The organism is Caulobacter henricii (assembly GCF_001414055.1).
Classification (GTDB): domain Bacteria; phylum Pseudomonadota; class Alphaproteobacteria; order Caulobacterales; family Caulobacteraceae; genus Caulobacter; species Caulobacter henricii.
The window spans coordinates 3767204-3780054 of record NZ_CP013002.1 but is presented as its reverse complement, the minus strand read 5'-3'; the positions used below and the strand labels follow the sequence as shown (position 1 = coordinate 3780054).

The 12851-nt window shown below is 66.3% G+C and carries 11 protein-coding genes; 4 read left to right on the top strand and 7 right to left on the bottom strand.

Annotation, left to right across the window (positions count from 1 at the left end):
- Positions 1-54 precede the first annotated feature (54 nt).
- The 3 genes from creS to ahpC all read right to left on the bottom strand — a co-directional run bounded on the left by creS (position 55) and on the right by ahpC (position 3950).
- Entirely contained in the window at positions 55-1431 is a 1377-nt protein-coding gene (gene creS / locus AQ619_RS17690) for a crescentin (protein WP_062150821.1), read from the bottom strand.
- Positions 1432-1641: 210 nt separating this feature from the next.
- Positions 1642-3225: an alkyl hydroperoxide reductase subunit F gene (ahpF, locus tag AQ619_RS17685; RefSeq protein ID WP_062150812.1), complete on the bottom strand. Its 1584-nt coding sequence runs from the start codon at positions 3223-3225 to the stop codon at positions 1642-1644.
- Positions 3226-3386: 161 nt separating this feature from the next.
- Positions 3387-3950 (bottom strand): alkyl hydroperoxide reductase subunit C, encoded by a 564-nt coding sequence (gene ahpC / locus AQ619_RS17680; protein WP_062150809.1) that lies wholly within the window; start codon positions 3948-3950, stop codon positions 3387-3389.
- Between the two features lie 125 nt (positions 3951-4075).
- On the opposite strand from ahpC, the gene AQ619_RS17675 reads away from it, so the two are divergent.
- The 4 genes from AQ619_RS17675 to AQ619_RS17660 all read left to right on the top strand — a co-directional run bounded on the left by AQ619_RS17675 (position 4076) and on the right by AQ619_RS17660 (position 6508).
- Complete coding sequence (locus AQ619_RS17675) at positions 4076-4972, top strand: hydrogen peroxide-inducible genes activator (RefSeq protein ID WP_062150806.1); 897 nt, start codon at positions 4076-4078, stop codon at positions 4970-4972.
- A 104-nt stretch (positions 4973-5076) separates the two neighbouring features.
- Positions 5077-5652, top strand: coding sequence for a PadR family transcriptional regulator (locus AQ619_RS17670; RefSeq protein WP_084746148.1), 576 nt, complete (start codon positions 5077-5079; stop codon positions 5650-5652).
- Positions 5652-6002 carry a DUF2218 domain-containing protein gene (locus AQ619_RS17665; protein ID WP_166504298.1) on the top strand — a complete coding sequence of 117 codons (351 nt, stop codon included), beginning with the start codon at positions 5652-5654 and terminating at the stop codon, positions 6000-6002. The genes AQ619_RS17670 and AQ619_RS17665 overlap by 1 nt, the downstream gene beginning before the upstream one ends.
- Before the next feature lie 62 nt (positions 6003-6064).
- Positions 6065-6508: a hypothetical protein gene (locus AQ619_RS17660; protein WP_062150803.1), complete on the top strand. Its 444-nt coding sequence runs from the start codon at positions 6065-6067 to the stop codon at positions 6506-6508.
- Positions 6509-6554: 46 nt separating this feature from the next.
- Here the strand turns inward: AQ619_RS17660 and AQ619_RS17655 are convergent, their stop codons facing one another.
- The 4 genes from AQ619_RS17655 to AQ619_RS17640 all read right to left on the bottom strand — a co-directional run bounded on the left by AQ619_RS17655 (position 6555) and on the right by AQ619_RS17640 (position 12819).
- Complete coding sequence (locus tag AQ619_RS17655) at positions 6555-7649, bottom strand: GNAT family N-acetyltransferase (RefSeq protein ID WP_062150800.1); 1095 nt, start codon at positions 7647-7649, stop codon at positions 6555-6557.
- Positions 7650-7761: 112 nt separating this feature from the next.
- A complete protein-coding gene (locus AQ619_RS17650; protein WP_062150798.1) occupies positions 7762-9900 on the bottom strand; it encodes a prolyl oligopeptidase family serine peptidase in 2139 nt (712 codons plus the stop codon).
- Positions 9901-9904: 4 nt separating this feature from the next.
- On the bottom strand, positions 9905-11977 hold the full coding sequence (locus AQ619_RS17645) for a prolyl oligopeptidase family serine peptidase (protein ID WP_062150796.1): 2073 nt from the start codon (positions 11975-11977) through the stop codon (positions 9905-9907).
- A gap of 53 nt (positions 11978-12030) precedes the next feature.
- On the bottom strand, positions 12031-12819 hold the full coding sequence (locus AQ619_RS17640) for a potassium channel family protein (RefSeq protein ID WP_062150794.1): 789 nt from the start codon (positions 12817-12819) through the stop codon (positions 12031-12033).
- Between the last annotated feature and the right edge of the window lie 32 nt (positions 12820-12851).

Here is a 12851-nt window from a genome sequence, read left to right as displayed (position 1 = left end):
AAAAAGGGCGGCCACAGGGGCCGCCCTTTTCCGGACTTTGGGGTCGGGGGAAACTCAGCCGGCCTCAGCCAGATCGCCTTCCGTGGCGCCCAGCAGGGCCATCTGCAGACGCGAGCGATCGCGGCGAGCCGCTTCCAGCGCCCCTTCGGCCAGGGCGGCTTCGGAGGTGAGGCGCTCGATCTGGGCCTGCAGCTCGGCGAGCTTGTCCTCGTGCTGGCGGCGCGACGTATCCTGGGCTTCCTGCATGGTCTCGAGCCGGACGCGCAGCTGGTTGGCGCGCTCCTCGGCCCGTTGCAGGGTCTTGTCGTGGGCCACGGCGGCCTTGGCCAGCTGGTCGGCGCGCTCGATCGCGGCGGCCCGGGCGGTGTCGACGCCGGCATGGCGCTGACGCAGGCCCTCGCCCTCGTCTTCCAGGGTGCGGATCCGGTCCAGGGCGCGTTCGAGCGCCACGTTCAGGTCGCCGGCGCGGCGTTCGACGGCCTGCTGCTGGGCGCTGGACTCGGCCAGGCGCTGCGAGATCTGACCGTTCATTTCCTCGAGCTTGTCGGCCCGGCCGGTAGCGGTCTCCAGACGGGTCTGCAGGGCGGAGATCTCGGCGCGACCGGCCTCGACCTGGCTCTCCAGGCCGCGAATGGTGCGGCCCGAGTCCGACTGGTGGACGGCGAGGGCGTTTTCGGCGGCCTGCAAGCGGGCGCGCTCGGCGGCGATCTGGGCCTCCAGATCGGTCTCGATGCGCGACAGGCGGGCGATGTCGATGCCGGACTGGTCGATGCGCTTCTTGAGGGTCGCGACTTCCTCGACCAGCAGGGCGTTTTCCTGGCTGGCGCGGGCCAGGGAGGCCTCGGCCTCACCGCGGCGCGCGTCGATATCCTGGCTCTGGGTGCGCAGGGTGTCGACGTCCTGGACCAAGTGCTCGATGCGGCCGGTGGCGTCGCGCAGCGAGGCATCGAGGTTGCCGACCTTCAGGTCCGACTGCAGCAGGCTGTTGCGCAGGCGGTCGATCTCGAGGGCATTGTCCTCCAGGGCCGAGTCCTGGGCCTGGATGCGGGCGTCCGACTCGCCGAGGGCTGTCTGGGCCGTGGCCAGCCGGGCGGTCAGTTCGCGTTCTTCGGTCTGGGCCTGAGCGACCTGACGCAGGGCCTGTTCATAATTCGCACGCAGGGCGATCAGTTCGGCATGCTCGGCGCGACGGGCTTCGAACTCTTCGGCGACCGGCTGACGGATCTCGGCGAGCAGGGGCTCAATGGCCCTCAGGTGCTCGACGACGCGGCTGATGCTGTCGAGCCCGCCATGGATGGTTTCATAACGGACGCCGATAGCCTGGGTGGATTCGATAAGCCGCTCGGAGAACTCCGGACGGCCGGCGTCTTCCACCAGCATTGCCGGCTTCACCGTCTTCGTGTCCCGCACGTTTTTCGACAGCAGCCTCATGTCGCCCACCTTGTCCCAAGGGGTTGCGGCGTGATAGCCGGCCCGACCCCGAATCCCTTGCTCAGAGGTTAACAAAGTAGTCGAAGGTCAAGTTGTCTGTCGAGGGCGCAGACGTCGCACCTGGACCTGTGATTCGTCTGAAACGCGAAAACCGTCGCCCCGGACACCAGGGCCGGGGCGACGGCTTGCGGTCCCGCCAGGCCTGGAGCGTCAGGCGGCGGCCTGGGTCTCGGCCGTCGGCAGGCGGATCAGGTAGTCAAAGGCCGAGAGCGAGGCCTTGGCCCCCTCGCCCATGGCGATGATGATCTGCTTGTAAGGCGTGGTGGTCGCGTCCCCGGCCCCGAATACCCCGGGGATCGAGGTCTCACCGCGTTGATCCACCTCGATCTCGCCGCGCGGGGTCAGGGCCACGCCGCTGTCCTTCAGCCATTCGGTATTGGGTACGAGGCCGATCTGGACGAAAACGCCGTCGAGATCGAGGCGATGCACCGCCTCGCTGACCCGGTCCTTGTAGCTGAGACCGATGACCTTGCTGCCGTCGCCGTGGATCTCGCTGGTCATGGCCGAGGTGACAATGGCGACATTGGGCAGGCTGGCCAGTTTGCGCTGCAGGACCGCATCGGCACGAAGCTGGTTGTCGAACTCGATCAGGGTCACATGGGCGACGATGCCGGCCAGGTCGATGGCAGCCTCGACGCCACTGTTGCCGCCGCCGATCACCGCCACGCGCTTGCCCTTGTAGAGGGGGCCGTCGCAGTGGGGGCAATAGGCCACGCCGCGGTTCTTGTACTCGGCCTCGCCGGGCACATTGACATTGCGCCAGCGGGCACCGGTCGAGAGGATCACGCTGCGCGACATCAGGCTGGCCCCGTTCTCTAGCTTGACCTCGACCAGGCCGCCCGGGGTGCGGGCCGGCACCAGACCCACAGCCTTCTGCAGGTTCATGATGTCGACCTCATAGTCCTTGACGTGCTGCTCCAGGCCCGAGACCAGCTTGGGACCCTCGGTGTGCGAGACCGAGATGAAATTCTCGATGGCCATGGTGTCCAGCACCTGACCGCCGAAGCGCTCTGCCGCTATGCCGGTGCGGATGCCCTTGCGGGCCGCATAGATCGCCGCTGCCGCGCCGGCCGGGCCGCCACCGATCACCAGAACATCGAAGGCGTCCTTGGACCTGATCTTTTCCGCCGCCCGGTCGGCCGCCCCGGTGTCCAGCTTGGTCAGGATCTGTTCGAGATCCATGCGGCCCTGGCCGAAGGGCTGGCCGTTCAGCAGGATGGTCGGTACGGCCATGATCTGGCGCGCCTCGACCTCGGCCTGGAACAGGGCCCCGTCGATGGCGACATGGCTGATGCGGGGGTTCAGGGCGCTCATGGTGTTGAGGGCCTGAACCACGTCCGGGCAGTTCTGGCAGGACTGCGAGAAATAGGTCTCGAAGTGATAGTCGCCGTCCAGGGCCCTGACCTGGTCGAGGAGCTCGGCCTCGAACCGGGGCGGGTGACCGCCGACGTGCAGCAGGGCCAGCACCAGCGAGGTGAATTCATGGCCCAGCGGCAGGCCCGCGAAACGCACCGAGGCATCTCCGGCCGCGCGGGTGATGGCGAAGGACGGCCTGCGGGCGTCGTCACCCGTCAGGTTCAGGCTCACCTTGTCGGAGGTGGAGGCCACATCCTCGAGCAGGGCCTTCATGTCTCTGGAACCCTGGCTGTCGTCCAGCGAGGCGACGAGCGTGATCGGTTGACGCAGGTTCTGCAGATAGGCGGTCAGCTGGGTCTTCAGGCTGTCGTCCAACATGGCGGGCTCCGACTTCAGGGCGCAATTCTCCCGTCGGGAGGATCGCATGGCATTTTCAGGGGGGGGGGAGGCACCGCCGCCGGCTGCGTGGAGAGCCGCAGCGGGCGACGGTGCCAGGGGCGCGGACCGGGGGGCGATCCGCGCGGAGGCAGTCTTAAGGTCTAGATCTTGCCGACCAGGTCGAGCGAGGGCTTCAGGGTCTTTTCGCCTTCTTCCCACTTGGCCGGGCAGACTTCGCCCGGGTGTGCGGCGACGTACTGGGCGGCCTTGACCTTGCGCAGCAGCTCGGAGGCGTCACGGCCGATGCCGCCGGCAGTGATCTCGACGATCTGGATCTTGCCGTCCGGGTCGACGACGAAGGTGCCGCGATCCGCCAGGCCGACTTCCTCGATCATGACGTCGAAATTGCGGGTGATCGTGCCGGTCGGGTCGCCGACCATGGTGTAGGCGATCTTGCCGACGGCTTCCGACGAGTCATGCCAGGCCTTGTGGGCGAAGTGGGTGTCGGTCGAGACCGAATAGATCTCCACGCCGAGCTTCTGGAACTCGCCGTAGTTGTCGGCCAGGTCCTCAAGTTCGGTCGGGCAGACGAAGGTGAAGTCGGCCGGATAGAAGAACACGACCGACCACTTGCCCTTCAGGTCGGCGTCGCTGACGGTGACGAACTTGCCGGCCTTGAAGGCCTCGGCGGTGAAGGGTTTGATGGTGGTGTTGATCAAGGACATGGAGTGCTCCCGAAAAAAGGTGAGGCCTGTGTACCGGGCGGCGTTCGATAGGTCCAATCGATTAAATCATTTCTGTGGATAGGCCTGCTCTATGCAAAAGTGCCTGATAGGCCTATAGATGCGGCATGCTCCCCACCTTGCGCCAACTGCAATATCTCAAGCTCCTGTCGGAACATGGCTCGTTCAGCCGCGCCGCCGAGAGCGCCCATGTCACCCAGCCGACCCTGTCGGCAGGCATCCAGGAACTCGAAAAGATCCTCGGGGCGGCGGTGGTCGACCGGGCCCGGTCGGGCGTGATCCTGACGGCGGCAGGCCAGGAGGCTGTACGTCGTGCCCAGGATATCCTGACCCGCACGGAGGACCTGGTTCAGGCGGCGCGCGGGGCCGGCCTGCCCCTGGCCGGCCGGTTCCGTCTCGGCGTGATCCCGACCGTAGCGCCCTATCTCCTGCCCCGCGCCCTGCCGCTGCTCCGCGACCGCTTTCCCAAGCTGCGGCTGTTCCTGCGCGAGGACCTGACCCAGCGCCTGATCGCCAGCCTGAAGGCGGGGGCCCTGGATGCGGCCCTGATCGCCCTGCCCTACGACATGACCGGCCTGGACTGGGCCCATGTCGAGGATGACGAACTGCTGGCCGCCGCCCCGGCCAATCACCCGATGGCCGCCTCGGTGCGGGTTAATCCCGACAGCCTGGCCGATGACGACCTGATCCTGCTGGAGGACGGCCACTGCCTGCGCGACCACGCCCTGGCCGCCTGCGGCCTGGAGGCCCCCAAGGGGTTTGGTGATGAGGAGAGCTTTGCCGCCACCTCCCTGCCGACCCTGGTGCAGATGATCGGCTCGGGCCTGGGCATCTCGTTCCTGCCGGCCATGGCGGTCCAGGCCGGCCTGACCGACAAGGCCGCCGTCACCGTCCGCCCCCTGGACCATGCCCATTCCAGCCGCGAGATCGTCGTGGCCTGGCGGGCGGGCTCCACCCGGGCGGCCGAGGGGCGCTTGCTGGCTGAAACCCTGCAGGCGGCCTGACGCGCCTGTAGCGATCATTTCAGATATATCTAAACAGGCTCTTGCGGTCCGACAATTTCGATATATCTATAATTTCGATATAACGAAACAGGATCGAAAACCCTATGTTTGGACGACACCATCATCGCCGCTTTGGCGGTCCCTGCGACGGTCATCACAGCCGTCACCCTTTCGGCTTTCACGGTCATGAGCACGGGCGCGGTCATCGCGGCGGCGGCCGCATGGGCCGGTTCTTTGACCACGGCGACCTGCGCTTCGTGATCCTCAAGCTGATCGCCGAGAAGCCCAGCCACGGCTACGAACTGATCAAGGCCATCGAAAGCGCCGCCGGCGGTGCCTATAGCCCCAGTCCGGGCGTGGTCTATCCGACCCTGACCCTGCTGGAAGAGCTGGGCTACATCACGGTCAGCGAGGCCGGGGGCGGCAAGAAGCTGCACACCATCACCCCGGAGGGCGAAGCCTTCCTTCAGGCCAATGCCCAGCCGGTCAAAAGCCTGTTCGAGCGGATGGCCGAGGCCGCGGCCCGCAGCGCCGCCTTCTCGCCGCAGATCTTGCGGGCCCGGGAAAACCTCAAGACGGCCCTGCGCCTGAAACTGACCGCAGGCCAACTGTCGGCCGACCAGGTTCAGCAGATCGCCCGGGCCCTGGACGAGGCGGCCGGCGTCATCGAGCGCGTCTGATGGAGACCCTCCTGCAGAGCCATGCCCGCCTGACCACCGACAAAGCGGCCCGCTACATGACCCAGCTGGCCAGGCACTGGGGCCACAGGTTCGTGGTCACCTTTGACGAGACCACCGCCCGCATTCCCCTGCCGTCCGGCGACTGCCGGATGGTGGCGGACGAGACCGGGCTCGACATCACGGTCGAGACCTCGGGGCGCGAAGGCCTGGCGCGACTGGAGGAGGTGGTCGCCGATCATCTGCTGCGCTTTGCCTTCCGCGAAGATGTCGAAACCCTGGGCTGGACCCGTGCGCGGGAGGCCGGGCGGATCGATCCGCAGCGCGTGCGGCTGGGGCAGGGCCGGGGCTGAGACCGCTCATCTGAGGTTCATCTCACCTTGGCTTTAAGGGCGGAAACCTTGTGGAGACCGCCATGAAAACCCTGATCGCCGCCCTGGTCGCGAGCCTTTCCCTTGTCGGCGCGCCGGCCGTGGCCGCGCCACAGGCCTCCGTCCGGACCGTCACGGTCGACTCTGGTTTCCAATGGGGTTCGGGGCCATCGAACGACTTCGCGACCACCCTGACCGACGCCGTCAACGACCATCTGGCCGAGTGTGCGGTGGGCAAGGACCTGCGGCTGGATCTCAAGGTCGAGCGGTTGCAGCTGCGGCGACCGGAAGAGCCCAGCCTGAACCCGATCAATCGGCTGGTCGTCCGCGTCAAGATCCGTGAAGCCAGGAGCAAGACCCTGGTCGAGCAGCAGAAGATCAAGGTGGAAGCCGAAGACAATGGCGGGCGGCTGATGGAGCTGGATCCCGAACGGGTGCTGTCCGAAGCCACCGGCGATGCGATCTGCCGGACCTTCTTTGCCGGCTAGAGCCTTTTCCGACCTGATGGCTTCATCAGGGTCGGACAAAAGGGCGCTAGTGCAGCCCGCGCAACAGGTCCAGCCGGCGCATGGCCTTGCCGGGCAGTTGCGACATCCGGCCCAGGGGCAGGGCCTCGGCCATCTGGCGCACGCCATAGGCGGCGCTGCGCACAAAGGCGGCCGGGGAGGGCGAGCCATAGAAGCCGAACACCACGGTCTGGCGGGCATTGGACAGTTCGCGCTTGAACCGGTAGTCGCCGGCCCCGAGATCGAGGCGGACATAGGGCCCGCCGTCCATGCTCTTCAGGATGTCCTGGAACAGCATCAGGCCGGGTGAATAGCGCTCGAAGGCGGCATTGTGGGCGATCAGCCAGCCATGAATGGTGTGGCTGCCGCGCAGGTGCAGATGGACGGCGGCCAGCTCGCCGCCGAGGTGCAGGCTGTAGAGACCGCCCCCGAAGTCCGGATCGCGGGTCGAAAACAGCGCGTCGACCAGGGCCACGACCCAGGGCGTGCGGAAATAGTCGGTCTGGCCGGTGGCGACCAGTTGAGCCCGCTTCCAGGCGATCAGCTGCTCGAAATCGGCGCGGCTGTTCGACAGGGCCGTAAAGACCGCCGGTCCGACCTCGCGCTCGGCCTTGCGGCGCTTCTTGTCGATGTCCTTGAGTACGCCTGAGCCCGCAGCGCGTCGGCCGGCCTCATAGGCGGCATAGCCGTCCGGCGCCTCGACGATCCAGGAATCGGCCTGGCCGCGCCCATGGCGGGCCAGGGTCTCGTCATCGGCCTGCATGTGACAGAAGTCGAGGCGGTGGACATGCAGGGCGGCCAGCAATTGGCGGGGGTCAATCGCGACACCCGGGGCCGCGACCAGGGCTTGATAGTCGCACATCGGCGCGCCGACCGGCATGCCGACATCGGACCGGACCCGGGACGGCAGGAAGCCGATTGCCTGACCCGTGTCGTCGCGCAGGATGGCGACCTTGACGTCACTGGCCTTCTTGCCTGTCGCATCGAGCGCCCGGGCCACGGCCTGGGTCCAGCGCGGTGACAGGAAGGGCGAGTCCAGGCGCAGGGGCCCCACCTGCAGGCTCGACCAGCGGGCGATGTCTGCGGGGCTCAGATCAAGGGCGGAGACGACGTCGATCTTCAAGGACTAGGGGCTCGGGGTGACTTGCGACCGGTGTGGTCAGCCGCAAGTCTGGCCCAGATAGATTTCCCTAGTGTTGACGAAACCCCGTTTCGGGTAAATCGACTTTACCCAATCAATCCATGAGCTTGCGCGACAGATAGACATATTCCAGCGCCTGGCGCCGGGCGGTCTCGGCCAGGTTGGCGCTGGCCGCGTGACCACCGTCGATATTCTCGTAATAGAGGACCGGATAGCCGAGCTCTTCGAGACGCGCCGCCGCCTTGCGGGCGTGGGCGGGATGGACGCGGTCGTCCTTGGTCGAGGTCTCGATGAAGACCTCGGGATATTTCTGGCCGGCCCTGAGGTTGGAATAGGGGTCATACTTGGCGATGACCGCCCTCTCTGACGGTATGGCCGGATCGCCATACTCGCCCACCCACGAGGCCCCGGCCCCGATCTGGCTGTAGCGGATCATGTCGAACAGCGGCACCTGCACGACGATGGCATTGTAGAGCTCGGGGCGCTGGGTCAGGGCCACGCCCATCAGCAGGCCACCATTGCTGCCGCCCATGATTCCCAGCCGCCGGGGCGAGGTAATCTTGCGGGTGATCAGGTCCTGGCTGACCGCGAAGAAGTCGTCATAGACCTTCTGGCGGTTCTCCTTCAGCCCGGCCGCATGCCAGGCCGGGCCGAACTCGCCGCCGCCGCGGATATTGGCCACCACATAGGTGCCGCCGCGTTCCAGCCACAGCTTGCCCATCACGCCCGAATAGGCCGGGGTCATCGAGACCTGGAAGCCGCCATAGGCATAGAGCAGGGTCGGGCTGTTTCCGTCAGACTTGGCGGCCCGGGGGCGCACGACGAAATAGGGGACCTTGGTCCCGTCCGTGCTGGTGGCCTCGAACTGCTCGACGACATGGGTTGAGGCATCGAAACGGGCCGGGGAGGCCTTGACCTGTTCGAGTTTCAGACTGCCGGCATCGGCCAGCCAGAAGGTCGAGGGAGTCAGATAGCCGGTGACCGTAACGAACAGGCGCTCGTCCTTTTCGGCGCTGGACCCCAGGCCGATCGAGGCATTGGCCGGCAGGGCGAGGGTCTGCGCACTCCAGCCCTTGGCCCCATGGGTCAGGACCTGGGCCACGCCCCGGACATTGTCCAGCAGGGCGACGACCAGCTTGGTGCGGGTGGTGGTGACCTGCTCCACCGACTGGCGGGCGGTCGGCCGCAGCACCAGCATGGCCTTGGTGGTGGCCGGGGCAGCCTTCAGGGCGGCGAGGTCGAAACTGATCAGGTCGCCGGTTTTGAAGCCCTTTTCCGCCCAGTCCTGCTCCAGCAGCACCACCATCTGTCCGTCGACCAAGGCCTGGATCGAGCTTTTCAGGGGCAGGTCCAGCTTGACCGAACCCTTGTCGGTCAACAGGTGCTTTTCGCTCTCGAAGAAGGTCACGCCGCGATAGGCGATCACCGCCTGGGTGACACCGTCGGCGTCGCGCAGCACGAAGGGGCTGACCGATACGTCGGTCTCGGTCCCGCGATAGACCTCCTGGGCCGCCGACAGCGGCTGGCCGCGCTTCATGGTCTTCAGCACATAGGCATAGCCCGACTTGGTGACCTGGCCCGGCTCCCACTCGCGGGCGACCAGCAGGGTGTCCTTATCCAGCCAGCTATAGTTCTGCTTGCCCTCGGGCAGGTTGAAGCCGCCGGCCACGAAGCTCCGGGTCGAGGTGTCGAACTCGCGAACCGTGACCGCGTCCTTGCCGCCGTTCGACAGGGTGATCAGGCAGCGGGTCTCTTCCGGCGGCAGGCAGCTGGCGCCCTTATAGACCCAGTTGGCGTTCTCGGCCTTCGACAGGGCGTCGATGTCGAGGATGGTCTCCCAGACGGGTTCGGCGGTGCGGTAGCTTTCGAGGGTCGTCTGGCGCCACAGGCCGCGCACGTGGCTGGCATCCTGCCAGAAATTGCGCAGGGACCCGTCGCCTCCGAACGAGACGCCGGGGACCCGGTCCTTGGCATTGAGGATGGCCAGGGCCTGGGCCTCCAGCGTCGCATAGCGGGCATCGCCCTGCAGGACCGGCAGGGTCTTGCCGTTCCGGGCCTTGGCCCAGTCCATGGCCCGGGTTCCCTCGATCTCCTCCATCCACAGATAGGGATCATCCTTGCCCAGCTCCGACAGGGGTGTGCGGATCTCGGCCTTGGCCGGAGTCGGTTCGGCGGCGTGGGAGGCGGTCATCAGGCTCGTGGAGGCGAGGAGGGCAAGGACAAGGCTGCGCATAGAACTAGTGATCCATCAGCTGACGCGACAGGTAGGTATAGTGCAGGGCCCAGCGGCGGGCATTGGACTTGGGGTCCGCGCCATTGGCGTGGCCGCCGTCGGTGTTTTCGAAATAGAGGTTATCGACCTTCAGATCGTCGAGCCGGGCTGCGAACTTGCGGGCATGGCCGGGATGGACCCGGTCATCCTTGGTCGAGGTGGTGATATAGGCCAGCGGGTATTTCACCCCGGGCTTGAGGTTCTGATAGGGCGAATAGGCCTCGATCCAGGCCCGTTCGGCCGGGATGGCCGGGTCACCATATTCGCCGATCCACGAGGCGCCGGCCGGCAGCACGGTGTAGCGGATCATGTCCAGCAGCGGGCTTTCGACCACCACGGCATTCCACAGATCCGGTCTCTGGGTCAGGGCCACGCCCATCAGCAGGCCGCCGTTCGAGCGGCCATAGGCCCCCAGATGGCGCGGCGAGGTGATCTTTTTGGCGATCATGTCCTCGGCCACGGCGTAATAGTCGTCGAAGGCGCGCTGGCGGTTGGCCTTCAGGGCCGCCTCATGCCAGGCGGGCCCGAACTCGCCGCCGCCGCGGATATTGGCGACAGCATAGCTGCCGCCCTTTTCCAGCCACAGCTTGCCGATCAGCGGGTCATAGACCGGCAGTTTCGACAGGTTGAAGCCGCCATAGGCGTGCAGCAGGGTCGGGTTGGAGCCATCGTGCTTGTGGCCCTTGGGATGGATCAGGAAATAGGGGACCTTGGTGCCGTCCTTGCTGGTAGCGACCTTCTGCTCGACCTCGAGATTGCCGCCCTCGAACTGGGCCGACAGGGCCTTGACGGTTTCGGAGGCGCCGCTGACCGCATCGGCCAGTTTAAGCTGGGTCGGGGTCGTGAAGCCCTCGACGCTGTAGAAGATCTGGTCGCCCTCGTCAGAATGCGAGCCGAGTGACACCGAGGCATTGGGCAGGCCGGGCAGGGTGGACTTGGTCCAGGTCGCGCCCGCCGGTTTGAAGGTGAAGACCCCGCCGCGCACATTGTCATAGATCGCGGCCACCACCGTGCGATCCGTGACGGTCACCTGGTCAACCGCCTGCACGCTCGAAGGGGCAAAGATCAGGCTGGTGGCCAGGCCCGCATCCGGCGTCACGGCAATGATCGAACCGGCCTTGGCGCCCAGACCGTCCTCATTGAGTTCGACGATCAGCCGGCCGTTCAGCAGGCCGGCGATACCGGCCCTCTGCGGGATGGCCAGGGGCACGACCTTGCCGTCTGTCCAGACATTGCGTTCGGTGTGGAAGAAGTCGGTAGCCCGGTCGATCAGCACCACCCGGTTGCCGGCGGCGTCGCGCAGCACATTGGGCCGGGCCGAGACGTCGCTCTTCTGGCCGCGGAACACCTCGACGGCGTCGCTCAGGGCCTGGCCGCGCTTGAGGGTCTTGATGACCATGCCGTAGCCGCTGTCGGTGGTGGTGCCGGGGCCCCAGTCGCGGGTCAGGATCAGGGTGTCGGCATCCAGCCACTCGACGTTCTGCTTGCCTTCGGGCAGCCGGAAGCCGCCCTCCACGAAGGTCCTGGTCGTCAGGTCGAACTCGCGGACCTCAACCGCGTCCTTGCCGCCGTTGGACAGGTTGATCAGGCAGCGATCGTGGGTCTTTGGACGGCAGTCGGCTCCCTTCCAGATCCAGTTCTTGCCCTCGGCCTTGGCCAGGGCGTCCAGATCCAGCACCGTCTCCCAGACCGGCGAAACGGTCTTGTAGGAAGCCAGGGTCGTGCGCCGCCAGATGCCGCGCACATGGGTCGCGTCCTGCCAGAAATTGAAGACGCTGGTCCCGATGAAGTTGGGCGCGGCGATGCGGTCCCTGGCCGACAGGATGGTCAGGGCCTCAGCCTGCAGGCCGGCAAAGCGCGGATCGCCCGACAGGACCGGCAGGGTCTTGGCGTTTTCCCGGTTCACCCAGGCCAGGGAGTCGGGGCTTTCCACCGCCTCCAGGGCCAGATGCGGGTCGCTGTCCTGGGCCAGGGCGGTGCCGTGGGAGAGCAGGGTCAGGGCCAGGGCCCCGGCGGAACAGGTGCGAAGCAGGGTCATGGCGCGGGACGGTATCGAAAAATCTGACCCGCGCCAGAGCTACTGTCGGAGGATTAGACCCCGTCGTCGGGAATGTTCAGCATTTTGCCGCAGGCCTTGCAGTGGACGGCGTCGGGATCGTGCCGGCGAAGGCCGCAATCGTGGCACTGATAGGTCACCTTGTGAGGCCGCAGGATCGACTGGATCAGGCTGATGAACAGCGACACCCCGCCCAGCATGGTCGCGATCGACAGCAGCTTGCCCCAAACCCCCGGCAGGGTGATGTCGCCATAGCCTGTGGTGGTCAGGCTGGTGACCGTGAAATAGAGGGCGTCGACATAGCCGGTCACGCCGTCATGCCGCCCTGCGAAGCTGGAATAGACAAAGCCAGTGATCACAAAGACGAAGGTCAGCAAGGACGAGGCGGCCTTGGCGATCTCCTCGACGCGGGTGTTGTCGTAACGCCGGCCCACGGTGTGCCAGAAGAACTCGCTGTGGATCAGGGTCCACAGTCGCACCACCCGCAGGAACCCCAGGTTCAGCAGCCAGGTCGGGAACAACAGGGTGGCCAGAACGAACAGATCCACCCAGACAATGGGCTTTTTCAGCCAGGCCCGGATGTCGCCATGGGCGATGGCACGGGCAGACATGTCCAGGGCCAGGAAGGTCGCGGCCGCATAGTCCGCGAGATAAAAGGCCAGGCCGTGATTGCGGATCGTCGGGGCGGCGATGAAAAAGGCGATGACGAGCAGGTCGACGCCGATCACCGCATAACGGAACCGCACGGCGGTCGGCGAGGCCCCGTGATAGAGGGCGCGCAGACGGGCGCGCAGGCGGAGGCCCTGTTGGTCCCTGTTGCTCAAACGTCGTCCTTCCTGGTCGCTGACTGGGGGTC

Bases quoted from the DNA above. Each gene is read 5' to 3' on its own strand.
- creS (WP_062150821.1), bottom strand. From the start codon at position 1,431: ATGAGGCTGCTGTCGAAAAACGTGCGGGACACGAAGACGGTGAAGCCG.
- ahpF (WP_062150812.1), bottom strand. From the start codon at position 3,225: ATGTTGGACGACAGCCTGAAGACCCAGCTGACCGCCTATCTGCAGAAC.
- ahpC (WP_062150809.1), bottom strand. From the start codon at position 3,950: ATGTCCTTGATCAACACCACCATCAAACCCTTCACCGCCGAGGCCTTC.
- AQ619_RS17675 (WP_062150806.1), top strand. From the start codon at position 4,076: ATGCTCCCCACCTTGCGCCAACTGCAATATCTCAAGCTCCTGTCGGAA.
- AQ619_RS17670 (WP_084746148.1), top strand. From the start codon at position 5,077: ATGTTTGGACGACACCATCATCGCCGCTTTGGCGGTCCCTGCGACGGT.
- AQ619_RS17665 (WP_166504298.1), top strand. From the start codon at position 5,652: ATGGAGACCCTCCTGCAGAGCCATGCCCGCCTGACCACCGACAAAGCG.
- AQ619_RS17660 (WP_062150803.1), top strand. From the start codon at position 6,065: ATGAAAACCCTGATCGCCGCCCTGGTCGCGAGCCTTTCCCTTGTCGGC.
- AQ619_RS17650 (WP_062150798.1), bottom strand. From the start codon at position 9,900: ATGCGCAGCCTTGTCCTTGCCCTCCTCGCCTCCACGAGCCTGATGACC.
- AQ619_RS17645 (WP_062150796.1), bottom strand. From the start codon at position 11,977: ATGACCCTGCTTCGCACCTGTTCCGCCGGGGCCCTGGCCCTGACCCTG.